The organism is Belnapia rosea (assembly GCF_900101615.1).
GTDB classification, from domain to species: domain Bacteria; phylum Pseudomonadota; class Alphaproteobacteria; order Acetobacterales; family Acetobacteraceae; genus Belnapia; species Belnapia rosea.
Genome location: NZ_FMZX01000001.1, coordinates 469,583 through 493,460, shown reverse-complemented (window position 1 = coordinate 493,460; position 23,878 = coordinate 469,583). Strand labels below are relative to the sequence as shown.

Sequence of the window (23,878 nt, the reverse complement as noted above, 5' to 3'; positions counted from 1 at the left end):
CGCGTGAACGGCTTCCAGTTCCAGTTCGCGCCCGTCTTCGCGCGGAGCGACGTGCTGCTCGAAGGGCTGTGGCTCACGCTGCAGCTCTCGGCCATCGGCATCACGCTCGGCGCGCTGCTCGGCATCCTGCTGGCGATGCTGCGCGGCCTCGCGCCGCGGGCGCTGCGCTGGCCGGTCGATGCCTATGTCGAGCTGGTCCGCAACACGCCCTTCCTGGTGCAGCTGCTGATCATCTTCTTCGGCCTGCCCTCGATCGGCGTGCGGCTGACCGCCGAGCAGGCGGCCATCGGCGCCATCATCCTCAACCTCGGCGCCTATTCCACCGAGATCGTCCGCGCCGGCATCGAGAGCGTCCACAAGAGCCAGATCGAGGCCGGGCTGTCGCTGGCCATGACGCGCTGGCAGGTCTTCCGCCATGTCGTCATCGCCCCGGCGCTGGCCCGAGTCTGGCCCTCGCTCTCCAGCCAGTTCGTGCTGATGATGCTCTCCACCTCGGTCTGCTCCTTCATCTCGGTGCAGGAGCTCTCGGGCACGGCGGCGAATGTCGAGAGCGACACCTTCCGCAGCTTCGAGGTCTACATCACCGTCACCGCCATCTACCTGGCGCTCGCCCTGCTGATGCGTGGGCTGCTGACGGGGCTCGGCATGGTGCTCTTCCCGAAGGGCTCCGGCCTCGGCCGCATGCGGACGCAATCCGGCCGATGATCCGCACCTTCTCGGAATCCGAGTTCCTCTTCATCGTCAGCTCGGCGCGCTGGACGCTGCTGCTGACGCTGCTCTCGCTGCTGCTCGGCGGGCTGCTCGGCTTCATCGTGGCGCTGGCGCGGACCTCGCAGCTCGCCCCGCTGCGGATGCTGGCCGCCGGCTGGATCGGCATGATCCAGGGCATCCCGGTGCTGATGCTGCTCTTTCTCTCCTATTACGGGCTCTCGATGGGCGGCGTCGACATGCCGCCCATCGTCGCCGCCTCGGTCTCCATGGCGATCTATGCCAGCGCCTATCTCGGCGAGATCTGGCGCGGCTCCATCCAGTCCGTCGCCTGGCAGCAATGGGAAGCCTCGGCGGCGCTGGCGATGTCGCGGGCGCAGCAATACCGCTACGTCATCCTGCCCCAGGCGGTGCGCATCGCCGTCGCACCGACGGTCGGCTTCATCGTCCAGCTGGTGAAGAACACCTCCATCGTCTCGATCATCGGCGTGGTGGAGCTGGCGCGCGCCGGCAACCTCGTCAACAACGCCACCTTCGCCCCCTTCAAGGTCTTCGGTACGGTGGCGGCGGTCTATTTCATCATCTGCTGGCCGATCTCGCTGCTCGCGCGGCGGCTGGAAGGAAAGCTCAATGCCCGTCGTTCAGGTTGAGGGCGTCCGCAAGAGCTTCGGCGCGGTGGAGGTGCTGAAGGGCATCGACCTCACGGTCGAGCGTGGCGAGGTCATCGCCATCATCGGCCGCAGCGGCTCCGGCAAGTCCACCCTGCTGCGCTGCATCAACGGGTTGGAGGGTATCCAGGCCGGGCGCATCGAGGTCTCGGGCCACAAGCTCGATGCCTCGGGCCGCGGGTTGCGCGACCTCCGCAAGGATGTCGGCATCGTCTTCCAGAGCTACAACCTCTTCCCGCATCTCCGCGTCGGCGAGAACATCATGCTCGCCCCTCGCGTCGTCCTCGGCGTCGGCAAGGCGGAGGCCCGGCAGCGGGCCGAGGAGGCGCTGGCCGAGGTCGGCCTCGCCGAACGCTTCGAGGCCTGGCCGGACAACCTTTCGGGCGGCCAGCAGCAGCGCGTCGCCATCGCCCGCTCGCTCGCCATGAAGCCGAAGGTGATGCTGTTCGACGAGGTGACCAGCGCCCTCGACCCGGAACTGACCGGCGAGGTGCTGCAGACCATGGAGCGCCTCGCCCAGCATGGCATGACCATGCTGCTCGTTACCCATGAGATGGCCTTCGCCCGCCGCGTCGCCACCCAGACCATCTTCATGCACCAGGGCAAGGTGTGGGAGGTCGGCCCCTCCGAGCGGATCTTCGGTGCGCCGCAGACGCCGGAGCTGCGCCAGTTTCTCGGCACCGGGCTGAAATAGCACGCCCAACCCGCCGGCCCGGCTTGACGGCGGCGCGGCTTGGTAGAACCCTAAGCTAGCTATCGATCGACAAGGGAGGGCGCCCAGCCCCATGAGCATCAACGGCAAGGCCTATATCGTCGGGGCCTTCGAGCACCCGACCCGAAAGGCCGACAACCAGTCCGTGGCCCAGCTCCATGCCGAGGTCGCCTATGGCGCCCTGCAGGATGCCGGCCTGACGAAGGACGACATCGACGGCTTCTTCTGCACCGGCGCCGCGCCGGGACTCGGGCCGCTGAACATGGCGGACTATCTCGGCCTGACGAAGCTGCGGCACTTCGACAGCACCGATGTCGGCGGCAGTTCCTATGTCATGCATGTCGGCCATGCGGCCGAGGCCATCTCCATGGGCCTCTGCGACATCGCCCTCGTCACCCTTGCCGGCCGGCCACGGGCCGAGGCGATGGCCACCGGCACCGCGCCGCGCACCTGGGGCGCCAACGTGCCCGACGACCCCTTCGAGATGGTCTATGGCCGCACCGTCGCCAATGTCTATGCGATGTGCGCCATGCGCCACATGTACGAGTTCGGCACCACCTCCGAGCAGCTTGCCTGGATCAAGGTCGCGGCCAGCCACCATGCCCAGTGGAACGAGCATGCGATGCTGCGGAAGGTCGTCACCGTCGAGGACGTCATCAACTCCCCGATGGTCTCCGACCCGCTGCACCGCCTCGACTGCTGCGTCATCTCCGATGGCGGCGGCGCCCTCATCCTCGCCAAGCCGGAGATCGCCAAGTCGCTGAAGCGGCCGCTGGTCAAGGTGAAGGGCCATGGCGAGGCGACCAAGAACCAGAATGCCGGCTACACGGATGTCACCTTCTCCGGCGCCCGCTGGTCCGGCCCGCGCGCCTTCGAGGAGGCGGGCGTGACCCCGAAGGACATCCAGTACGCTTCGATCTATGACAGCTTCACCATCACCGTGCTGATGCAGCTGGAGGATCTCGGCTTCTGCGAGAAGGGCCAGGGAGGCAAGTTCGTTTCCGACGGCAACCTGATCTCGGGCGTCGGCAAGCTGCCCTTCAACACCGATGGCGGCGGGCTCTGCAACAACCATCCGGCCAATCGCGGCGGCATGACCAAGGTGATCGAGGCGGTGCGCCAGCTCCGCGGCGAGGCCCACCCCAAGGTCCAGGTCCCGGGCTGCACCCTGGCGCTCGCGCATGGCACGGGCGGCCTGCTCGGCACCCGCCATGGCAGCGCCACCGTCATCCTCGAGCGGGAGTAATCCTCAATGCCCACCCCTGCTTCCAGTCGCGCCCTTCCCGCCATCGCGGTGGACCCGACCAACAAGCCCTATTTCGACGCGGCCCGCGAAGGCCGGATGCTGATCGGGCTCTGCAAGGATACCGGCAAGCATTTCTGGTACCCACGCGGCTGCTCCCCCTTCACCCTCTCGAACAATGTCGAGCTGGTGGAGGCCAAGGGCACCGGCACCGTCTACACCTTCACAGTGATGCGGACGAAGGAGCCCTACTGCGTCGCCTATGTCGAGCTGGATGAGGGCATCCGCGTCTTCACCAACATCGTCGATTGCGACCTCGACGAGGTGAAGATCGGCCAGAAGGTGAAGGTGGTCTTCAAGCCAACCACGGGCGACAGCCCGCCCGCGACGATGTTCACCCCGGCCTGATGCGGCCTGGCCCGGCCCTGGGCGGCCGGGCTCATCCCCGCCCCTCGCGCCGGTCCCGCTCAGCCAGCACGGGGTCGCGCACCGTCGGCGGCCCGTAGCCGCCGGCGCCGGGCGTGACGATAGCCATCCATAGGCCCGACTCCAGGCTGCCCTGCCCCTCGACGATGATCGGCTCGGCCAGGACGATATCGGGCAGGTGCGTGCCCCCGCCGGCATAAGCGTCGCTGAAGACGAAGACATCGCCCGGCCGCAGCTCCGCCTCCGGGTGCCGCGCCAGGATGGCCGGCACCGCCTCCAGGAAGCTGCCGAGATGGATCAGGATATGCTCCGCCTGGCAGAGCGTCCGCCCCGCCCGGTCGAAGAGCGCGGTCGAGCAGTCCCGCCGCTCCTTGATGTTGGTCGAGAAGCTGGCGCGGAACAGCGCCTCCCCCATCTCCTCGGTGATGGAGGCCAGGGCGGAGCCGATCACCTCGACGGTGACGGCGTCGGGAGGGTGCATGGCGGGGAGGCTCCCTCGCCCTTGCCGCCGGGTCAATCGCCGACCGATACTGCCGCCGCAGCAAGGGAGGCAACCATGGCCATGACGGGCGAGAACACGCCCCCGGTGACGCGCCGGGACGAGGGCGCAGTGGCGATCCTGACTCTGGACCGCCCCGCGGCGCGCAACAGCCTCTCCCGCGCCATGCTGTCCGCGCTGCAGGCGGCGCTGGACGGGGTGGCCGCTGACCGCGCCATCCGCGCCGTCGTACTCGCCGCCGAGGGTCCTGCCTTCTGCGCGGGGCATGACCTGAAGGAGATCACTGCCCGCCGGGCCGACCCGGATGGCGGCGCCGCCTTCTTCGCCGACACCATGGCCGCCTGCTCGGCCGTCATGCAGGCCGTAGTCGCGCTGCCGCAACCCGTGGTCGCCGCCGTGCAGGGCATCGCTACCGCTGCCGGCTGCCAGCTCGCCGCCAGCTGCGACCTCGTCATCGCCGCCTCCACGGCGAAATTCTGCACCCCCGGCGTCGATATCGGCCTGTTCTGCTCCACCCCCGGCGTCGCCCTCGCCCGCGCCGTGCCGCGCAAGTCGGCGATGGAGATGCTGCTGCTCGGCGAGATGGTCCCGGCCGAGGAGGCGCAGCGCCTGGGCCTCGTCAACCGCGTGGTCGCGCCCGAGGCGGTGCTGCCGGCCGCACTCGACCTGGCGGGGCGCATCGCCGCGCGCTCGGCGGTCGCGGTGCAGATGGGCAAGCGCGGCTTCAACACCCAGGCGGCGCTGCCGCTCGCCGAGGCCTATGACGCGGCCGGGCGGGTGATGGTCGAGAACCTCCTTGCCGAGGATGCGGCGGAGGGCATCGGCGCCTTCGTGGCCAAGCGCCGCCCCGAATGGCGTCATCGTTGAGGAGACGGGACCGATGGCCGCGCTGGATTACGAGACCGGGCTGGAGCGGTGCACCGCCAACCACCAGCCACTGACGCCGCTGCTCTTCCTCGAGCGCGCGGCGGCGACCTTCCCCGACCATGTCGCGGTCGTGCACGGCACGCTGCGCCGCCCCTATCGCGCGCTGCGCGAGCGCTGCCTCCGCCTCGCCTCCGCCCTCGCCGGCCGCGGCATCGGGCGGGGCGACACGGTGGCCGCCCTGCTGCCGAACATCCCGGAGATGGTCGAGGCGCATTACGGCGTGCCGATGGCCGGCGCCGTGCTGAACACCATCAACACCCGCCTCGATGCCGACACCATCGGCTACATCCTGAACCATGGCGAGGCGAAGGCCATCCTGGTGGACCGGGAATTCATCCCCGTCCTCCGCGCGGCGCTGGCCATCAGCGGCGCCACCCCGCTCGTCATCGAGATCGACGACCCGGAAGCGCCCGATGCCGCCCGCGCGCAGAGCCTCGGCGGCCTCGACTACGAGGCGCTGCTGGACGAGGGCGACCCGGGCTTCGCCTGGGCGATGCCCGCCGATGAGTGGGACGCGATCGCGCTCAACTACACATCCGGCACCACCGGGCGGCCGAAGGGCGTCGTCTACCACCACCGGGGCGCGCAGCTCCTCGCCACCGGCAACGTCCTCTCGGCCAGCATGGCGCGGCATCCGGTCTATCTCTGGACCCTGCCGATGTTTCATTGCAACGGCTGGTGCTTCCCCTGGACGGTCTGCGCCGTCGCCGGCACGCATGTCTGCCTCCGCGCCGTCCGCGGCCCGGCAATGTGGCAGCTGATGGCGGAGCATGGCGTGACGCATATGTGCGGCGCGCCGGTGGTCATGGCGACGCTGCTCGACACGCCGGTGGAGGAGCAGCGGCCGCTTGCCCATCAGGTGCAATTCGTCACCGCCGGCGCGCCACCGCCCGAGGCGGTGCTCGGCCGCATGCGCGAGGCAGGCTTCGCCGTGCTGCATGTCTACGGGCTGACGGAATGCTACGGCCCCTCCGTGGTGAATGAGTGGAACACCGCATGGGACGCCCTGCCCCCACCGGAGCAGGCGAAGCTCATGGCCCGCCAGGGCGTGCGCTACCTGGCGCTCGAATCCCTCGACGTGCTCGACCCGGCGACGATGCAGCCCGTCCCCGCCGATGGCGCGACCATGGGCGAGGTGATGATGCGCGGCAACGTCGTCATGAAGGGCTATTTCAAGGACCGCGCCGCGACCGGGGCCGCCTTCGCCGGCGGCTGGTTCCACACTGGCGACCTCGCGGTGAAATATCCGGACGGCTATATCCAGCTCCGCGACCGCTCCAAGGACATCATCATCTCGGGCGGCGAGAACATCTCCTCGATCGAGGTGGAGGACGCGCTCTACAAGCACCCGGCCGTCGCCCTGGCCGCGGTGGTGGCACGCCCGGACGACAAATGGGGCGAGGTGCCCTGCGCCTTCGTCGAGCTGAAGCCCGGGCTGGAGGCGACGGAGGCGGAGCTCATCGCCTTCTGCCGCCAGCACATGGCCGGCTTCAAGGCACCGAAGGCGGTGATCTTCGCCGAGCTGCCGCGCACCAGCACCGGCAAGATCCAGAAGCACATCCTGCGCGGGCAGGCGCGGGGCGGCTGAGGCCCCGCGCCTGCTGCGTCAGCGCACCAGCAGCAGGCGGGACAGCAGCCCGCCGATCCCGCCGATGGCCATCACGGCCGCCATCGGCACCGCCGTCCCGTTGTGGAGCGCGCCGACCAGCGCGCCCGCAAGCGCCCCGCCGCTGAATTGCAGGGTGCCGATCAGCGCCGAGGCGCTGCCCGCCGCCCGCCCCTGCGAGGCCATGGCGAGCGCCGCGGCGATCGGCATCACCATTCCGATGCTGGCGACATAGACGAAGAGCGGCAGCGCCACGCCGAGGAAGCTACCGCTGCCGGACAGCGCCGCCAGCACCACCCCGGCCCCCGCCATGGCAAGCAGGCCCCAAAGCAGCACGCGCTCCGGCGGATGCCGCTGCGACAGCATGGCGTTGAGCTGGGAGACGCCCATGATGCCGAGCGCATTCGCCCCGAAGACGAGGCCGTAATGCGCCGGCGCCACCCCGTGCAATTCCATGAAGACGAAGGGCGAGCCGGCGATATAGGCGAAAAGCCCGCCCATCGGCAGCACACCCGACAGCACCAGCCCCATGAAGCGCCGGTTGCCGAGCATCCGCGCATAGACCGTGACGATGCCGACCAGCCCCTCCCGCCGCCGTCGCTCGGGCGCCAGCGTCTCCGGCAGGGTCAGCGTCACGACGAGGGCGAGGCCGAGCCCATAGGCCACCAGCGCCCAGAAGATCGCCCGCCAGCCGCCCCAGCCCAGCAGCAATCCGCCGATGGAAGGAGCCAGGATCGGCGCCAGCGTCACCACCAGCATGAGGCGCGACATCAACCGGATCGTCGCCGTCCCCTCCGTCACGTCGCGGAGGATGGCGCGGGCCGTGACCATCCCGGCGCAGCCGCCGAGCCCCTGGACGAAGCGCCAGACGCTCAGCCACCCCGCATCCCCGGTCAGCGCGCAGCCGATCGAGCCGAGGACGAAGATGCCGAGCCCGGCGAGCAGCGGTGGCCGGCGCCCGAAGCGGTCGCTCAGCGGACCGAAGGCAAGCTGGGCGATCGCCATTCCGGCGAAGAAGGCGGCCAGGGTCTTCTGCACCGTGGCTGCATCGGTCCGGAGCCCGGCGGCGATGGCCGGGAAGGCTGGCAGGTACATGTCCGTCGCCAGCGGCCCGAAGGCGGACATGGCGGCGAGGATGAGGACGAGGAAGGCCGAGACAGGTGGCATGCATCCCGGTTAGCACCCTGTGCTGCACTGCACCATGGGTCTGGCCGTAAGCTTCGGCAGGCCGCAACGAAGCGATCTTGCCGCAAGCCTGAGCATTCTTGGCCGTGGCATGCCTACCAAAGGGGCGGTGCCGTCCCGATTCGCCCCTTTTCGCGGCATACGACCCCTCCATCCCCCAACGCCCCGCCGATAGGATAGCCGCCTGACGAAGCGGAGCGAGCCCATGGATGTCGGCATCTTCCTACCCATCGGCAACAATGGCTGGCTGATCTCCAGCACCTCGCCGCAATACATGCCGAGCTTCGACCTGAACCGCGAGGTGACGGAAAAGGCGGAGCGCTACGGCTTCGAATTCGCCCTCTCCATGATCAAGCTGCGCGGCTTCGGCGGGCCCAGCCAGTACTGGGACCACAACCTCGAAAGCTTCAGCCTGATGGCCGGGCTGGCGGCGGTGACCAAGCGCATCAAGCTCTTTGCCTCGGTCGCCGTCCTCACCATCCCGCCCGCCGTGCTGGCTCGCATGGCGGTGACGATCGACAGCATCAGCCACGGACGCTTCGGGGTGAACATCGTCTCCGGCTGGCAGAAGGCCGAGTACGAGCAGATGGGCATCTGGCCCGGCGAGGCGCATTTCGCCCGCCGCTACGAATACTGCTCGGAATACGTGAAGGTCATGCAGGAGCTCTGGTCCACCGGCCGCTCCGACCACAAGGGCGATTTCTTCACGATGGAGGATTGCCGCGTCAGCCCGCTGCCGACCAGGAAGATCGAGATCATCTCCGCCGGCCAGTCGAATCGCGGCATGCAATTCGCCGCCGACTATGCCGACTACAATTTCATCAGCGCCGGCGGCATCAACGACGTCTCCCAGGTCCGCCAGCACACCGACCGGCTGCTCGCCGCCAATGCCGCCGCCGGCCGCCACTGCGGCGCCATGCTGCTGATGATGATCATCGCCGACGAGACCGACGAGGCGGCGATGGCGAAATGGCACCACTACGTCGCCGGCACGGATCTCGAGGCATTGGCCTGGCGCGACGCGCAGGCGGCCGCCGACGTGAAGGCCGAGGCGCACAGCACCGTCGGCCGCATGGTCCGCTCCGACCGCGTGCCGACCAACATGCTGCGCCTCATCGGCTCCTACGAGACGGTGGCGCGGCAGCTCGACGCGCTGGCCGAGACGCCGGGCCTGCAGGGCGTCATGCTGACCTTCGATGACTTCCTCATCGGCATGGACCAGTTCGGCACCCGCATCCAGCCGCTGATGACGAGCCGCCGGCACGTCACCCAGGCGGCGGCCTGATGATCGAGGATGGCCGGACGGCACGCCAGCTCTACGCCGCGCTCCGCGCCGAGGCACGCCCGCGCTTCGGCTTCGGCCAGCGCGCGGCACTCGTCAATGTCGATGTGCAATGCGCCTATACCCGCCCGGCTGATTACGTCACCGCCTACGAGACGGATCCGGACCAGATCCTGCACATGAACAGCCTCGCCGCGCTCTGCCGCGCGCGGCGCCTGCCCGTGGTCTGGACCTATGTCGCCTATCTGCCGAGCGGCGAGGATTGCGGCGTCTGGGGCACGCGGAGCGACACGCCGGACAGCCTGCAGAACATCAAGGAAGGCTCGCCCCGCGCCGCGCTCGACCCGCGCGTGGAGCGCGCCCCGGGCGACATCCTCATCAACAAGCGCATGGCCTCCGCCTTCTTCGAGACCAATCTCCGCTCCCTCCTCGCCTTCCACCGCATCGACACCGTCATCGTCACCGGCGGCTCCACCTCGGGCTGCGTGCGGGCGACGGTGGTGGACGGGCTGTCCTGCGGCTTCCGCATGATCGTGCCGGAGGAGGCGGTGGCGGACCGGCACGAGAGCCCGCATTTCGCCAATCTCTACGACATGGCGGTGAAGTACGCCGATGTGCTGCCGGTCGCCGAGGTGCTCGACGGCCTTGCCGCCATGACCGGTGACTGACCATGCCGCCTGGGCTATGACGCGCAGTGAAGGAGACCCCCCGATGCTCGACCAGGCCGCCATCGATGCGCTGTTCCTCAAGGCGCGCACCCAGAACAAGTGGACCGACCAGCCCGTCTCCGAGGCAGAACTCCGCCAGATCTACGACATCCTGAAATTCGGCTCGACCTCGGCCAACTGCTCCCCCGCGCGCTTCGTCTTCGTCACGACGAAGGAGGGCAAGGACCGGCTCGCCCCCTGCCTCTCCTCCGGCAACCTCGCCAAGACGATCAGCGCACCGGTCTGCGTCATCGTCGCGCAGGACATGGAATTCTACGAGAAGCTGCCGCAGCTCTTCCCGCATGCCGATGCGCGCTCCTGGTTCACCTCGAGCCCGGAGCTGGCGGCCGAGACCGCCTTCCGCAACGCCACGCTGCAGGGCGCCTACCTGATGATGGCGGCGAAGCTGGTCGGCCTTGATGTCGGCGCCATGTCCGGCTTCGACAAGGCGAAGTGCGACGAGGCCTTCTTCGCCGGCACCAAGGTGAAGTCGAACTTCCTGGTCAATCTCGGCCATGGCGACCCGAGCGGCGTCTTCGACCGCCTGCCGCGCCTCAGCTTCGAGGAAGCCTGCACCATCGCCTGAGGCAGCACCGGGCCGGGGGCAACCCCGGCCCGTCTCGCCTCAGGCGGCGTCGATCACCGACGCCACCAGCGCCGCCACGTCGAGCAGTGCCGCGTCGCCGAAGCGTGGCCCGACGATCTGCACCCCGACCGGCATGCCATGCGGCCCCCGCGTGCAGGGGATGGCGATGCAGGGCACGTGCAGCAGCGTCCACATGCTGTTGAAAACCGGGTTGCCGGTATCCTGCCGCCCGAGCGGCGCCTCGCCCACCGCGGCCGGCGTCAGCACCGCGTCGAAGCGTGGGAAGAGCGCATCGAACAGCTTCCGGCACTCCGCCGCCAGGTTGTAGGCGCCGGCCAGCTGCGCCCCGCTGATGCCGGCGAAATTCTCGACGCGGTCGCGGAAATCCGCATGCAGTCTCGCATGGGCGGCGACGTATTCCTGCAGGAAGGCACCCCGCCCCTCGCCCAGCAGCACCACGCGCTGCGCTTCGGTGATGCCCTCGAAGGCCTGGGGCAGCGCCAGCTCCTCCACCACCGCCCCGGCCGCTTCCAGCCGCTGCCCGGCCAGCATCAGCGCCTCGCGCGACTCCGCTGCGGCGAGGTGCCAGTTCGGCCCCCGGCACAGCCCGATCCGCAGCGCCTGCAGCTCCTTCTCCAGCGGCCGGTCGAGATCGAAGAGGCGGAAGGCCTCCGCCACCAGCCGCAGGTCGGCCGGCTCCCGCCCATACCAGCCGATGGTGTCGAGGGTATGGGAGTAGCGCTTGGCCCCCTCGGTGTTCACCACCCCATGCGTCGGCTTCATCGCATAGACGCCGCAGAAGGAGGCCGGGCGGATCGTGCTGCCGCCGGTCTGGGTGCCGAAGGCCAGCGGCACCATCCCATCGGCGACGGCCGCCGCCGAGCCGGAGGAGGAACCACCCGGCGACCGCGCCGTGTCATGCGGGTTGCGCGTCAGCGCCCGCCGGCCGGCGGCGGCGAATTCGACCGTATCGGTCTTGCCGAGGATCACCGCCCCCTCGCCCCGCGCCACGCCGACGCAGGCGGCATCCCGCCCCTGGCGCAGCCCCTGGTAGATCGGCGAGTTGTAGGTGGTCGGCATGTCGGCGGTGTCGATCATGTCCTTCACGCCGATCGGCAGCCCGTGCAGCGCTCCCATCACCGAGGATTTGTCGACCTCCCGCGCGCTGCTGATGGCGAGGACCGGGTCGAGGAAGGACCAAGCCTTCACCACCGCCTCGCGCTCGGCGATGCGCTCGAGGCAGGAGCGGGTGAGCGCCTCGGCGGTGAGGCGGCCCTCGCGGAGCTTCACGGCGGCGGCGGCGGCGGTGAGCTGCCAGGGTTCCATGCCTCGTCCTTTCCTGTCAGCCGCGGACCCGGAAGACGGGCATCGGCTCTTCGATTTTGTCGGCAACCCGCGGCAGGGCCGCCGCCTCGGCCACGATCCGGGCGAGTTCCGCCATGCGCGCCCGCTGCTCCGCCGTCAATGCGCCGAAGCCAATGCGGATACAGAAGGCCGCGATCTCTTCCGGGGCCGTTTCATCCGCCGCCTCCGCCCGGCCTCGGCGGCGGAGAGCAGGCAGGGCTCCTCCATGCCGCTCAATCCCCCGCCGCCGGCGCCGCATCTGCCAGGTGCCGCCGGTGCAGCAGGCGGAAGACCGGCGGCGTCAGCGCCGCCACCAGGGCGATGCGCGTCACCTGCATCGTCACCACCAGCGGCACTTCGAGGCCGAGGGTCTTGGCCGTCAGGCTCATCTCGGCGATGCCGCCCGGCGCGGTGCCGAGCAACAGGGCGCCGAGCGGCTTGCCCGCCAGCAGCGCCAGGCCGAGCCCGGCCAGGGCGCAGCCACCGATCAGCAGCCAGACATGCAGCAGCGCCGCCGGGACGAACCGCCGGCACCGCGCCAGCATCGACCGGCTGAACCCCGCCCCGAGGCTGGCGCCGAGCGCCACCTGGGCAATCGCCGTCAGCCAGAGCGGCACACCCGACAGCACATGGCCCGACGCCGTCAGCGCCGCGCTGGCCGCCAGCGGCCCGAGCATCCAGCCCGCCCGCATCCCGCAGCGGAGCAGCAGCAGGGCGGCGGCGAGGCCAAGGGCAAGGAGGGCGGCGAATCCTGGCAGCGAGAAGGGCAGGCTGGCGGCGATCTGCGGATGGTCGCCATGCAGCCCGGTCAGCGCCATGACATTCGGCACCAGGACCACGACCGAGACCACCCGCAGCAGCTGCGCCAGCGCGACCGGCGCGCCGGCGCCGCCATAGGCTTCCGACAGCATCGCCATATCGGCCGCGCCGCCGGGAATGGAGGCGAACCAGGCCGTTGCCGGGTCCACCTGCCCGGTCCGCGCCAGGATCAGCGCCAGCCCGCCGCCGATGCCGATGGTGACGAGGGCCGCCGCCACCAGCAGCGGCAGGTTGGCGAGCAGCACGGCCGCCGTCGCCGGGGTGAAATAGAGGCCGAGCGCACTGCCGACCACGATGAAGCCGGTATTCCGCGCCGGCCTTGCCGCCTCGGCGGGCAGCCCAGCCAGCCTGGCCCCCGCCACCGCCAGCAGCGAGCCGATCAACCAGGGCAAGGGCAGGTGGAGGGCCGCGAAGACGGCACCCCCCACCCCGCCCAGCATGGCACCGAGCAGCAGCCGCCCCATGCGCGCCGCCGTCATCGGCCCGAAGCCCAGGCCAGAACCCGCCATCCCGTCATCCATCCCCGCTCCGCCGGACACGAAGATGGTATGCAATGGGCGTGCCGGCTTGGGTACCCTCTCAGCCGGCCTGCAAGGGCAGCGCCACGAAGGCCCGTCCGCCCTCACGCTCGATCTGCAGCGCGATCGCCGGTCGCTTGTCGCGCCGCGCGGCGCTCACCGCCTCCGCCACGTCGCGCGGCCCGGCCACCGCCCGGTCGCCGGCGCGGAGGATGACATCGCCCGGCTGCAGCCCCTGGGTGGCGGCCACGCTGTCCGGCCGCACCTCGGCGACCACGGCACCGCGTCCGCCCCGCTCGCGCGGCGCCAGCGCCATGCCGAGATTGGCCGGGGACTGTGCCGCCGCCGGCCCGCCCCGCGCTTCCTGCTGGTCCGGGATGTTCGCCAGCGTCACCCGCTCCTCCACCGGCTTGCCGTCGCGCAGCAGGGCAAGGCTCACCGTGGCGCCGGGCTTCTGCCCGCCCACCGCCTCGGCCAGGTCGCGCGGCACGGCGACGGGGCGGCCGTTGAAGCCGGTGACGATGTCACCCGGCTGCAGCCCGGCCTTGGCCGCCGGCCCGTCCGGCTCCACGCCGCCGATCAGCGCGCCCTTGTTCTCGTTGAGGCCGAGGGCGCTGGCCAGCGTCGGGTCGATCGCCTGCATCGAGACGCCGAGCCAGCCACGCTCCACCCGGCCGGTCTCTTTGAGCTGGGCGATGACCGACTGCGCCATCGAGGAGGGCACGGCGAAGCCGATGCCGATATTGCCGCCGGAGGGCGAGAAGATCGCCGCATTCACCCCGACCACATCGCCAGCCGCGTTGAACAGCGGGCCGCCCGAATTGCCGGGGTTGATCGAGGCATCGGTCTGGATGAAGTCGTCATAGGGCCCGGCGCCGATCTGCCGCCCGCGGGCGGAGACGATGCCGGCCGTCGCCGTGCCGCCGAGTCCGAAGGGGTTGCCCATGGCCAGCACCCATTCGCCGACCCGCAGCTTGTCGCTGTCCCCGAAGCCGACGGTCGGCAGGTTGCTGCCGGCCTCGATCTTCAGCAGGGCAAGGTCGGTCTTCGGGTCGGTGCCGACGACCTTGGCCGGAAGCTGCCGGCCATCGGCCAGCTCCACCTTCACCGAATCCGCCTGGCCGACGACATGGTTGTTGGTCACCACATAGCCGGCCGGGTCGATGATGAAGCCGCTGCCCTGGCCCATGGTGCGCCGCTCGCCGCCGCCGGGCTGGCCGCGGAAGAAGCGCTCGAAGGGCGTGCCGCGGAATTCGGGCGGCATCTGCGCCGAGGCCGCCTCGGCATGGCCGGTGACGGTGATGCGCACCACGGCCGGCGCCACCCGGGCAGCGAGATCGGCGAAGTCGGGCCCGACCGGGCGCGGCAGGGCAACGGCCGTCGCCGGGGCCGTGGCAGCGGCCGGCTGGGCGGTGGCACGCGGCACGAAGGGCGTCAGCGCGGTGGTGCCGAGCGCCAGCGCCAGGGCGCCGGCGGCGAGGATCTTGGTGGGGGTCTTGATGCTGGGCATCGCAATGGCTCCTTCCGGGGCCGGCCGCTCCGAGGCAGCCGGGATGCCCCTATCAAAGCCCCATCCGCCTCCCGGCTTCCTGCCCTGAACCATACGGTTTTGTATGATCGTCCCGCCCCGTCATCAGCCGTGCGGCGTCAGCGCACCAGCACGCGGTCGACGATATGGACGACGCCGTTGCTGCAGGGGATATCGGCCTGCACCACATGCGCCGGCTCCACCTGGCGGATGCCGCCGGCGCCGAAGCCGCCGCGCTCCGGGGTCAGCGTGTACTGGCCATCCGCCCCACGCTCGATCACCAGCATGTTCCCGTTGCGGGTCCTGACCGTGACGCGGTTGCGCCCCTCGACCTCGCGGGCGAAGTGCCGGCCGTCGATCATCTGCGCATTCACCACTGCCGGGCCGCGCACCGGGTCGATATCGGCACCGGGCTGCGAGCCCATCAGGTCGTTGCGGATATTGACCGGCACCCGGTCGATCGCGCCGTTATCGGGTGCGAGCACGGTGAAGGGGCCGGCGCCATGCAGCAGCTCGGCCTGGCCGGTGCGGTTCAGCGCATCGACGAAGCTGCTGAGGCGCGAGTCACCGGCCATCACCGCCATGCAATCCTGCGCGCGGGCGGCACCGGCACCAAGCAGGAGGCCGGCCGCGGCCAGCATGGAGAGGGAGGGAAAGCGCATCTTGGAAAATGTCCTGGGTTGCATCCGGCCCAAAACCCGTCCCGCCGGGGGAGTTCGCATTCGATCCGCCTCCTGCCTATTCTCCGCGCCGGCCATGGGTGCGGAGGCGGCGTGAAGATCCTGCTGGTGGAGGATGATGCGGAAACGGCCGGCTTCATCCGCCGCGGCCTGACCGAGGCCGGCCATGTGGTGGACCATGCCGCCGACGGCCCCGATGGCCTCCACCTCGCCATGAGCGAGGGGCACGACGTGCTGGTGGTGGACCGCATGCTGCCGCGCCTCGACGGGCTCGGCCTCGTCCGCGCGCTGCGTGCCGCCGGCATCCGCACGCCCGTGCTCTTCCTCACCGCCCGCACCGGCATCGGCGACCGCGTCGAGGGGCTGGAGGCCGGAGCCGACGATTACCTCGGCAAGCCCTTTGCCTTCGCCGAGCTGATGGCGCGCCTCAACGCCCTCGCCCGCCGCCCGCCCATGGCGACGGAGGCGACCACGCTGCGCGTCGGCGACCTGGAGATGGACCTGCTGCGCCGCCAGGTCACCCGCGCCGGCCGCCGGATCGAGCTGCAGCCGCGCGAATTCCGCCTGCTCGAGTACCTGATGCGCCGGGTCGGCCAGGTGGTGACGCGCACCATGCTGCTGGAAGGCGTCTGGGACTTCCATTTCGACCCCAAGACCAGCGTGGTCGAGACCCATGTCAGCCGGCTGCGCGCCAAGCTCGGTGGCGAGGACCAGCCGCCCCTCATCCACACCATGCGCGGCGCCGGCTATGTCATCCGCGCGCCCGACTGAGTCTCCCAAGGTCGCCGGCATGGAGCAATCCACCCGCTGGTGGCGCACCACGGCCTTCCGCGTCACGCTGCTGCACCTGCTGCTGACGCTGCTCGGCACCGCGGCACTCTCCGGCGTCGCCTGGTGGGCGACCACCGGCTTTGCCCTCCGGCAGCTCGCCCAGGAGGTCGACCGCGACAGCGGGGTGCTGGCCCAGGCGGCGCGGCTCGGCGGGGTGCGGTCGCTGGCCGTCTCCATCGAGGCCCGGCTCGGCGCCGACCGCAGCGGCACGCAATACTACCTCCTGGCCGCCCCGGATGGCGAACGCCTCGCCGGCAACCTCGCCAGCGCCCCCCGCGCCCCCGGCTGGGCCACACTGCGCCTCGAAGGCCTGAAGGAGGCCGAGTCGCCGGAGCTGCTGGCCCTCGGCACCCCGCTGCCCGGCGGCGGCTTCCTCATCGTCGCACGGGATGTCGGCCCGGTGCGCCAGCTCGAATCGCTCCTGCTCGGCGCGGCCGGCTGGGTCGGCGGCGGCGCCATGCTGCTCGGCCTGATGGGTGGGCTGCTGATGGGCCGTGGCGTCACCCGCCGCGCCGCCGCCATGGATGCCGCGCTCGCCCGGGTCGAGGCCGGCGAGATCGCCCATCGCCTCCCCGTCCGCACCGGCGGCGATGAGTTCGACCGCCTCGCCCGCCGCATCAACGCCGCACTCGACCGGGTGCAGGGGCTGATGCAGACCCTCCGCCAGGTCACCGACGACATCGCCCATGACCTGCGCACGCCCCTCACCCGCCTGCGCGGGCGGCTGGAGACCGCCCTCCGCGCCCCGGACGATGCCGGCTGGCGCGCCGCGACGGAGGCCGCGCTGCAGGATTGCGAGAGCCTGCTCGAGATCTTCGCCGCCCTGCTCCGCATCGCCCAGGTCGAGAGCGGCGCCCGCCAGGCCGGCTTCGCCCCGCTCGACCTCTCCGCCCTCGCCGCCACCGTCGCCGAGGTCTACGCCCCCGCCGCCGAGGAGCGCGGCCAGCGCCTCGAGACCGCCATCGCCCCAGGCATCACCGCCCATGGCGACCGCGAGTTGCTGACCCAGGCCCTGGCCAACCTCCTCGAGAATGCCGTGAAGCATGGCCGGGAGGGCGGCCGCATCCGCCTCGCCCTCACCCCGGACCCCAGCCTCGTCGTCGAGGATGACGGCGAGGGCATCCCGCCCGACCAGCGCGAGGCCGTGCTCCGCCGCTTCCACCGCCTGGACGCCGCCCGCAGCCGGCCCGGCGCCGGCCTCGGCCTGGCCCTCGTCGCCGCGGTGGCGGAGTTGCATGGCGCCCGCCTCACCCTCGGCGATGCGCGGCCCGGCCTCCGGGTCGAGCTCGCCCTTCCGGCCCCTTCGCGCCCCGCCCCGGGCGGCCCATAGTGCGCCGCATGACGGATCGGGAGCATATGGCCGCCGCGCTGGCGCTGGCGCGGCGGGGCCTTGGCAATACCTGGCCGAATCCCTCGGTCGGCTGCGTGCTGGTGCGGGAGGGGCAGGTGATCGGCCGTGGCTGGACCCAGCCCGGCGGCCGCCCCCATGCCGAGGTGGAGGCGCTGGCCCGTGCCGGGGAGGCCGCGCACGGCGCCACCGCCTATGTCACTCTCGAGCCCTGCTCCCATTGGGGCCGCACCCCGCCCTGCTGCGACGCGCTGATCCGCGCCGGCATCGCCCGCGTCGTCGTCGCGACCGGCGACCCGGACCCCCGCGTCGACGGCCGCGGCCTGCAGCGCCTGCGCGAGGCGGGCGTGATCGTTGAGCTCGGCCTGCTGGGCGAGGAGGCCCGTGCCCAGAATGCCGGCTTCTCCCGCCGCATCACCCGGGGCCTCCCCCTCGTCACGCTGAAACTGGCGACGACCCTCGACGGCCGCATCGCCACCGCCTCGGGCGAGAGCCAGTGGATCACCGGCCCCGAGGCCCGGCGCGAGGCGCATGCGCTGCGCGCCCGGCATGACGCCATCCTGGTCGGCAGCGGCACGGTGCTGGCCGATGACCCGGAGCTGACCGCCCGCCTCCCCGGCACGGCGCGCGTGCCGCTGGCCCGGGTGGTGGCCGACAGCCGCCTCCGCACCCCGCTTGCCTCCCGCCTGGTGCGGACGGCGCGCGAGGTGCCGACCTGGATCGCCACGCGCACCAACCAGCGCCCCGGCGTGCTGGCCCCCTATCAGGAGGCCGGGGTGCAGATCCTCCCCATCCCCCGTGCCAGGCCAGGGCTCGACCTCGCCGCCCTGCTCGGCGCGCTGGCCCAGCGCGGGGTGACGCGGGTGCTGGCCGAGGGCGGGGCGGGGCTCGCGGCCGGGCTGCTGCGCGGCGGTTTCGTCAACCGCCTCGCCTGGTTCCACGCGCCGGGCATCATGGGCGGCGATGGCCTGCCCGCCGTCCAGCCCTTGCCGCTTGCCCTGCTTTCCGCCATGCCCAGATTTCACAGGATTGCCAGCCGACCGCTGGGCCAGGATTGGCTGACCGAATTCGAGGAGTGCGGGCGATGTTCACCGGGATCGTGACGGATCTTGGCACGGTGCGGGAAATCCAGCCGCTGGGCGATGGCAACGACATGCGCATCGTCATCGGCACCTCCCCCGCCTTCCTGGCCGATCCGGCCCCCGCCGTGATCGGCGCCTCCATCGCCTGTTCCGGCTGCTGCCTGACGGCGGTGCAGCTGGGTGGCGACTGGTTCGCGATCGATGCCTCGGCCGAGAGCCTCTCCAAGACCACCCTCGGCCGCCTCGCTCCCGGCAGCCGCATCAATCTCGAGCGCTCGCTCCGCATGGGCGACGAGCTCGGCGGCCACCTCGTCTCCGGCCATGTCGATGGCGTCGCCGAGGTTCTCTCGGCCGTGCCGGAGAACGGCTCCGTCCGCTGGCGGTTCCGCCTGCCGGAGCACCTCGCCCCCTTCGTCGCCGCCAAGGGCTCGGTGGCGATCGACGGCGTCTCGCTCACCGTGAACGAGGTCGACGGGGCGGTCTTCGGCGTCAACGTCATCCCGCATACGGCGGCCGTGACCACCTTCGGCACGCTGCAGCCGGGCGGCCACGTCAATATCGAGATCGACACCCTGGCGCGCTACGTGGCGCGCCTCGTTTCCTTTCAGGGACTTTCCGCCAGGGGAGAAGTGGCATGACCGGCGCGGTGGCGACCAAGACCATCAATTTCGCCGAGTTCATCTCCCCGACCGAGGAGCTGATCGAGGAGGCCCGGCGCGGCCGGATGTTCATCCTGGTCGATGACGAGGACCGGGAGAATGAGGGCGACCTCGTCATCCCGGCCCAGTTCGCGACGCCCGACGCCATCAATTTCATGGCCCGCTTCGCCCGCGGCCTGATCTGCCTGGCGATGGACCGGCGCCGGGTCGAGCAGCTCGGCCTGCCGCTGATGGCCCAGGCCAACGGCACGCGCCACGCGACGGCCTTCACCGTCTCGATCGAGGCGAAGGACGGCGTCACCACCGGTATCTCGGCTGCCGACCGCGCCCATACCGTCGCCGTCGCCATCAACCCGGAAATGGGGCGGGAGCATATCGTCACCCCCGGCCATGTCTTCCCGCTGGTGGCGCGCGACGGCGGCACGCTGGTCCGCGCCGGCCATACCGAGGCCTCGGTCGACCTTGCCCGCCTCGCCGGCCTCAACCCCTCGGGCGTGATCTGCGAGATCATGAACGACGACGGCACCATGGCGCGGATGCCGGACCTCGTCGCCTTCGCCCAGCATCACGGCCTGAAGCTCGGCACCATCGCCGACCTGATCGCCCATCGGCGCCGCACCGAGCGCCTGGTCCGCCGCCTCTCCGAGGGCCATATCGACCACCCGGTCGGCGGCGACTGGCGCCTCGTCGTCTATGCCAACACCCTCGCCCCCGGCGAACACCTGGCCCTCATCCGCGGCGATGTCAGCGCCCCCGGTCCCGTGCATGTGCGGATGCATGCCGCCAACCTGCTGCACGACATCGTCCTCGGTGCCGGCACGGCGGACCTGCATGACTCCATGCGGATGATCGAGACGGCCGGCCGCGGCGTGATCGTCATCATCCGCGACTGGCGGCCGGACAATATGAGCGAGCAGGTGAGGAACAACCGCGACCGCCGGGTGGCGCCGCCCGAGATCCGGGACTATGGGATCGGCGCGCAGATCCTGGCCGATCTCGGGGTCCGCGACATGATACGGCTATCGAACAACCCTCGGCCCATCGTCGGCCTCGAGGGTTATGGCCTGCGCGTGGTGGAGACGCGCGCGCTGGTCAGGAAGGATGATTGAATGAGTACGATCGATGCGCCGGAACGCCAGGCGCGGCCGCTGGACGGGCCGGCGCCGCATCTGCTGGTGATCCAGGCGCCCTATTACGCCGATGTGGTGGGCGGCATGCTGCGCGGCGCCCAGCGCGTCTTTGCCGAGGCGGAAGCCACGGCGGAGGTCGTCGAGGTTGCCGGCGCCTTCGAGCTGCCGGCGGCGCTGCGCATGGCGCTCAGCCAGCCTTCCAAGGGCGCGAAATCCACCCGCTATGACGGCTTCCTGCTGCTCGGCTGCGTGGTGAAGGGCGAGACCGACCATTACGACTTCATCTGCGCCGCGGTCTGCCAGGGGGTGATGAATGTCTCGACCGAGCGCGGCGCCGCCATCGGCTTCGGCCTGCTGACGGTCGACAGCCTCGCCCAGGCCGAGGCCCGCTCGGCCGATGACCGCCACAACAAGGGCGCCGAGGCGGCCCATGCGCTGCTCGGCCAGGTGGCGCTGCGGCGCCGCTGGGGCCTCGCATGAGCGGCACCTGGAAGACCTCCAACCTCGGCACCAGCGAGCTCGACAGGCTCCGCGCCGAGATGGAGGCGGAGCAGGCCGGCACGCCGGAGGCGCCGAAGCCGGGTGCCCAGCCGGCAACCGGCAAGCCCGTCACCGCCAAGCCCCGCGGCAAGCGCCCCGCCGGCGGCCCGCAGGGCAAGGGCGGCCGCCCGCGCACCGGCGCCCGCGTCGCCGCCGTCCAGGCCCTCTACCAGAGCGAGCAGACCGGCGAGTCGGCCGAGGCCGTCATCCAGCAATTCCTCAGCCACCGCATCGGCGGCGGCTATGAGGAAGGCGGCGTGCCCGAGGCGGACAGGCCGCTCTTCGGCACCATCGTCCGCACCGCGGCGAAGAATGGCGATCGGCTGGACGGCATCATCGCCAACCATCTCGATGCCGACTGGCCGATGATGCGGCTCGACCCGGTGCTGCGCGCCCTGCTCCGCGCCGCCTGCGCCGAATTCGCCGAAGGCGGCGGACAGCCTCCGGCCCGCGTCGTGATCAACGAGTATCTCGACATCGCCCATGGCTTCTTCGGCGGCGAGGAGCCGCGCTTCGCCAATGGCGTGCTCGACGCGCTGGCCCGCAGCCTGCGGCCGGAGGAATTCGCCGCCGGCCGGAAGTAAGCCGTGGCCGCGCCGCCCGCCGAATTCGCCCTGATCGCCCGGCACTTCCTGCCCCTTGCCGGGCCGGAAGCCCTTGGTCTCGCCGATGACGCGGCCCTGCTCGACCCGCCCCTTGGCCGCCAGCTGGTGCTGGCTGCCGATGCCATGGTGGCGGGCGTGCATTTCCTGCCCGGGGATCCGCCCGAGACCATCGGCCGCAAGCTGCTGCGGGTGAACCTTTCCGACCTCGCCGCCATGGGGGCCACGCCGCTCGGCTACCTGATGACGACCGCCCTGCCGCGTGATCTGCCGCCAGGCTGGCTCGCCGGCTTCGTTGCCGGGCTGGCCGAGGACCAGCGGCAGTTCGGCCTTTCCGTCCTTGGCGGCGATACCGTCTCGACCCCAGGGCCCATCAGCCTGTCGCTGACCATCTTGGGCACCGTTGCCCCCGGTGCCGCGCTCCGCCGCGCCGGCGCCCGCCCAGGCGACGAGATCTGGGTCTCCGGCACCATCGGCGACGGGGCCCTCGGACTCCGCGTGCTGCAGGGGCACCTCCCGGCCGATGCCGAGGGCCATCTCGCCCGCCGCTACCGCCTGCCGGAGCCCCGCCTCGCCCTCGGCGCGGCGCTGGCCGGCCATGCCCGGGCGGCGATGGATGTCTCCGATGGCCTCGTCCAGGATTGCGGCCATCTCTGCCGCGCCGCCGGCTGCGGCGCCGTGATCCAGGCGGATGCGGTGCCGCTCTCCCCCGCCGCCCGCGCCCTGGTCATGGCAGACCCGGCGCTGCTGCCGCTGGCCCTGGCCGGCGGCGATGATTACGAATTGCTCTTCGCCGCCCCGCCCGGCGCCGGCATCGCGGCCCTCGCGGCCCCGACCGGCATCCCGGTGACGCGGATCGGCCAATTCACCGAAGGGCCCGCAGAGGTCCTGGTCCAAGGACCGGAGGGTGCCCCCATGGCGCTCCCGGTGGGGGGATGGAGCCATTTCTAGCAACGATGCGGCGATGAAACGCCAGGTCTGGCTGCTTTTCTGCTGCCAGGCCCTGATGCAGGCCGCGACCGTCGGCCAGGCGGTGATGGCGGCGCTGATCGGCCACAGCCTGGCCGAGGACAAGTCGCTCTCCACCCTGCCCGTCGCCATCCAGATGACGGCGACCATGGCGGCCTCCATCCCGGCCGGGATGGTCTTCGCCCGGCTCGGCCGCAGACCGGGCTTCATCCTCGGCGCGCTCGGCGCCATGGCCGGGTCCCTCACCTTCGCCGCCGGGGTCTGGATGGGGGATTTCGTCCTCTATTGCCTCGGCGCCGTCCCTGCCGGCCTCGGCTTCGGCATCGCCCAGCATTACCGCTTCGCCGCCGCCGAGGTGGCCTCCCCAGGCTACCGCCCGCGCGCCATCAGCCTCGTCATGACCGGCGGCATCCTCGCCGCCAGCCTCGGGCCGGAGCTGGTGAAGGCGACGCGGGATTCGCTCCCGCCCTATCTCTTCCTCGGCACCTATCTGGTACTGGCCTGCCTGCCGGTGCTCTGCATCGCGCTGCTGTCGCAGGTCCGCCTGCCCCCGCCGCCGCCCCGCCACGCCAGCGGCGCCCGGGTTTCCGAGATCATCGCCCGCCCCGCCTTCCTCACCGCTGCCATCACCGGCATGGTGGCCTATGGCACCATGAACCTGCTGATGACCTCGACTCCGGTCGAGATGATGCTCTGCGGCTTCGGCGTCGGCGCCTCGGCGACGGTCATCCAGATCCATGCCGTCGCCATGTACGGCCCGGGCTTCGTCACCGGCCGGCTGATCGCCCGCTTCGGCGTCCGCCCGGTGATCGTAGCCGGCGCCGCGCTGACTGCCCTCTGCGTGGCGATCGGTCTCAGCGGCGAGAGCTTCGCCCATTTCGGCCTGGCGCTCGGCCTGCTCGGCATCGGCTGGAACTTCATGTTCGTCGGTGCGACCAACCTGCTCGCCACGGCCCACGCGCCGGAGGAGAGGGTACGCGCCCAGGCGGCGAACGACACCATCGTCTTCGGCACGGTCGCCTGCACCGCCTTCCTCTCCGGCGCGGTGCATGCCGAGGCCGGCTGGGCGGTGCTGAACCTCACCGTGCTGCCCGCCCTCATCCTCGCCCTTGGCGTCATCGCCTGGCAGCAGCTTCGCGGCACCCGCGCCGCGGCGGGCTGAGGGTCCGGCCCCAAGGGTCGGGGCGGGTCCCGTAAGACAGGGCGCATACGGACCGCCCGTTCCCGGCCCGGCTGGCGCCACGCCAGCGTGACGTCCGGCGCGGCCCATGTCCACCGC

The 23,878-nt window shown here is 71.2% G+C and carries 25 protein-coding genes; 19 read left to right on the top strand and 6 right to left on the bottom strand.

Annotation, left to right across the window (positions count from 1 at the left end; all coding sequences use genetic code 11):
• Positions 1-3: 3 nt before the first annotated feature.
• The 5 genes from BLR02_RS02410 (at position 4) to BLR02_RS02390 (ending at position 3,739) form a co-directional block, all read left to right on the top strand.
• Complete coding sequence (locus tag BLR02_RS02410; RefSeq protein ID WP_090660117.1) at positions 4-705, top strand: amino acid ABC transporter permease; 702 nt, start codon at positions 4-6, stop codon at positions 703-705.
• Positions 702-1,358, top strand: a complete 657-nt coding sequence (locus BLR02_RS02405) for an amino acid ABC transporter permease (RefSeq protein ID WP_090560787.1) — start codon at positions 702-704, stop codon at positions 1,356-1,358. The genes BLR02_RS02410 and BLR02_RS02405 overlap by 4 nt, the downstream gene beginning before the upstream one ends.
• A complete protein-coding gene (locus BLR02_RS02400; RefSeq protein WP_090660114.1) occupies positions 1,339-2,070 on the top strand; it encodes an amino acid ABC transporter ATP-binding protein in 732 nt (243 codons plus the stop codon). Before BLR02_RS02405 ends, BLR02_RS02400 begins: the two co-directional genes overlap by 20 nt.
• A gap of 91 nt (positions 2,071-2,161) precedes the next feature.
• Entirely contained in the window at positions 2,162-3,334 is a 1,173-nt protein-coding gene (locus BLR02_RS02395) for a thiolase domain-containing protein (protein WP_090560785.1), read from the top strand.
• Positions 3,335-3,340: 6 nt separating this feature from the next.
• The gene (locus BLR02_RS02390) at positions 3,341-3,739 is read left to right on the top strand and encodes a Zn-ribbon domain-containing OB-fold protein (protein ID WP_090560784.1); all 399 of its coding nucleotides are present in this window, start codon (positions 3,341-3,343) and stop codon (positions 3,737-3,739) included.
• A gap of 31 nt (positions 3,740-3,770) precedes the next feature.
• On the opposite strand, the gene BLR02_RS02385 is transcribed toward BLR02_RS02390, so the two are convergent.
• Positions 3,771-4,238, bottom strand: a complete 468-nt coding sequence (locus tag BLR02_RS02385; RefSeq protein WP_090660111.1) for a hydantoinase B/oxoprolinase family protein — start codon at positions 4,236-4,238, stop codon at positions 3,771-3,773.
• A 75-nt stretch (positions 4,239-4,313) separates the two neighbouring features.
• Between BLR02_RS02385 and BLR02_RS02380 the strand changes: the two genes are divergently transcribed.
• Positions 4,314-5,123, top strand: coding sequence for an enoyl-CoA hydratase (locus tag BLR02_RS02380; protein WP_090660108.1), 810 nt, complete (start codon positions 4,314-4,316; stop codon positions 5,121-5,123).
• Between the two features lie 13 nt (positions 5,124-5,136).
• Positions 5,137-6,771 carry an acyl-CoA synthetase gene (locus tag BLR02_RS02375; RefSeq protein ID WP_090660104.1) on the top strand — a complete coding sequence of 545 codons (1,635 nt, stop codon included), beginning with the start codon at positions 5,137-5,139 and terminating at the stop codon, positions 6,769-6,771.
• An 18-nt stretch (positions 6,772-6,789) separates the two neighbouring features.
• Here BLR02_RS02375 and BLR02_RS02370 read toward each other — a convergent pair whose 3' ends face one another.
• Complete coding sequence (locus BLR02_RS02370) at positions 6,790-7,956, bottom strand: multidrug effflux MFS transporter (protein WP_090660101.1); 1,167 nt, start codon at positions 7,954-7,956, stop codon at positions 6,790-6,792.
• A 223-nt stretch (positions 7,957-8,179) separates the two neighbouring features.
• Here BLR02_RS02370 and rutA point away from each other — a divergent pair, with 223 nt between their 5' ends.
• The 3 genes from rutA to BLR02_RS02355 are packed head-to-tail and all read left to right on the top strand — an operon-like array spanning position 8,180 to position 10,549.
• The gene (gene rutA / locus BLR02_RS02365; protein ID WP_090660098.1) at positions 8,180-9,259 is read left to right on the top strand and encodes a pyrimidine utilization protein A; all 1,080 of its coding nucleotides are present in this window, start codon (positions 8,180-8,182) and stop codon (positions 9,257-9,259) included.
• On the top strand, positions 9,259-9,924 hold the full coding sequence (locus BLR02_RS02360) for an isochorismatase family protein (protein ID WP_090660095.1): 666 nt from the start codon (positions 9,259-9,261) through the stop codon (positions 9,922-9,924). Before rutA ends, BLR02_RS02360 begins: the two co-directional genes overlap by 1 nt.
• A 43-nt stretch (positions 9,925-9,967) precedes the next feature.
• Positions 9,968-10,549: a malonic semialdehyde reductase gene (locus BLR02_RS02355; protein ID WP_218127838.1), complete on the top strand. Its 582-nt coding sequence runs from the start codon at positions 9,968-9,970 to the stop codon at positions 10,547-10,549.
• A 39-nt stretch (positions 10,550-10,588) separates the two neighbouring features.
• Here the strand turns inward: BLR02_RS02355 and BLR02_RS02350 are convergent, their stop codons facing one another.
• From BLR02_RS02350 to BLR02_RS02330, 4 genes are all read right to left on the bottom strand, one after another.
• The gene (locus BLR02_RS02350; protein ID WP_090660088.1) at positions 10,589-11,875 is read right to left on the bottom strand and encodes an amidase; all 1,287 of its coding nucleotides are present in this window, start codon (positions 11,873-11,875) and stop codon (positions 10,589-10,591) included.
• 251 nt (positions 11,876-12,126) lie between these two features.
• Positions 12,127-13,221 (bottom strand): AbrB family transcriptional regulator, encoded by a 1,095-nt coding sequence (locus BLR02_RS02340; protein WP_176849338.1) that lies wholly within the window; start codon positions 13,219-13,221, stop codon positions 12,127-12,129.
• Between the two features lie 70 nt (positions 13,222-13,291).
• Entirely contained in the window at positions 13,292-14,740 is a 1,449-nt protein-coding gene (locus tag BLR02_RS02335) for a DegQ family serine endoprotease (RefSeq protein ID WP_090560773.1), read from the bottom strand.
• Between the two features lie 137 nt (positions 14,741-14,877).
• Positions 14,878-15,420, bottom strand: coding sequence for a fasciclin domain-containing protein (locus BLR02_RS02330; protein ID WP_176849337.1), 543 nt, complete (start codon positions 15,418-15,420; stop codon positions 14,878-14,880).
• A gap of 111 nt (positions 15,421-15,531) precedes the next feature.
• Between BLR02_RS02330 and BLR02_RS02325 the strand changes: the two genes are divergently transcribed.
• The 9 genes from BLR02_RS02325 to BLR02_RS02285 are packed head-to-tail and all read left to right on the top strand — an operon-like array spanning position 15,532 to position 23,761.
• On the top strand, positions 15,532-16,209 hold the full coding sequence (locus BLR02_RS02325; RefSeq protein ID WP_090560771.1) for a winged helix-turn-helix domain-containing protein: 678 nt from the start codon (positions 15,532-15,534) through the stop codon (positions 16,207-16,209).
• Between the two features lie 19 nt (positions 16,210-16,228).
• Entirely contained in the window at positions 16,229-17,599 is a 1,371-nt protein-coding gene (locus BLR02_RS02320; RefSeq protein WP_090660078.1) for a sensor histidine kinase, read from the top strand.
• Positions 17,600-17,607: 8 nt separating this feature from the next.
• The gene (gene ribD / locus BLR02_RS02315; RefSeq protein ID WP_090561074.1) at positions 17,608-18,720 is read left to right on the top strand and encodes a bifunctional diaminohydroxyphosphoribosylaminopyrimidine deaminase/5-amino-6-(5-phosphoribosylamino)uracil reductase RibD; all 1,113 of its coding nucleotides are present in this window, start codon (positions 17,608-17,610) and stop codon (positions 18,718-18,720) included.
• The gene (locus tag BLR02_RS02310; protein WP_090560769.1) at positions 18,702-19,337 is read left to right on the top strand and encodes a riboflavin synthase; all 636 of its coding nucleotides are present in this window, start codon (positions 18,702-18,704) and stop codon (positions 19,335-19,337) included. The genes ribD and BLR02_RS02310 overlap by 19 nt, the downstream gene beginning before the upstream one ends.
• Positions 19,334-20,467 (top strand): 3,4-dihydroxy-2-butanone-4-phosphate synthase, encoded by a 1,134-nt coding sequence (gene ribB, locus BLR02_RS02305; RefSeq protein WP_090660075.1) that lies wholly within the window; start codon positions 19,334-19,336, stop codon positions 20,465-20,467. The genes BLR02_RS02310 and ribB overlap by 4 nt, the downstream gene beginning before the upstream one ends.
• Positions 20,468-20,968 carry a 6,7-dimethyl-8-ribityllumazine synthase gene (gene ribH, locus BLR02_RS02300; protein ID WP_090660072.1) on the top strand — a complete coding sequence of 167 codons (501 nt, stop codon included), beginning with the start codon at positions 20,468-20,470 and terminating at the stop codon, positions 20,966-20,968.
• 59 nt (positions 20,969-21,027) lie between these two features.
• A complete protein-coding gene (gene nusB / locus BLR02_RS02295; protein ID WP_090561073.1) occupies positions 21,028-21,612 on the top strand; it encodes a transcription antitermination factor NusB in 585 nt (194 codons plus the stop codon).
• A 3-nt stretch (positions 21,613-21,615) separates the two neighbouring features.
• Complete coding sequence (thiL, locus tag BLR02_RS02290) at positions 21,616-22,581, top strand: thiamine-phosphate kinase (protein ID WP_090660069.1); 966 nt, start codon at positions 21,616-21,618, stop codon at positions 22,579-22,581.
• A 13-nt stretch (positions 22,582-22,594) separates the two neighbouring features.
• A complete protein-coding gene (locus BLR02_RS02285; RefSeq protein ID WP_090560765.1) occupies positions 22,595-23,761 on the top strand; it encodes an MFS transporter in 1,167 nt (388 codons plus the stop codon).
• The last annotated feature ends 117 nt before the right edge of the window (positions 23,762-23,878 follow it).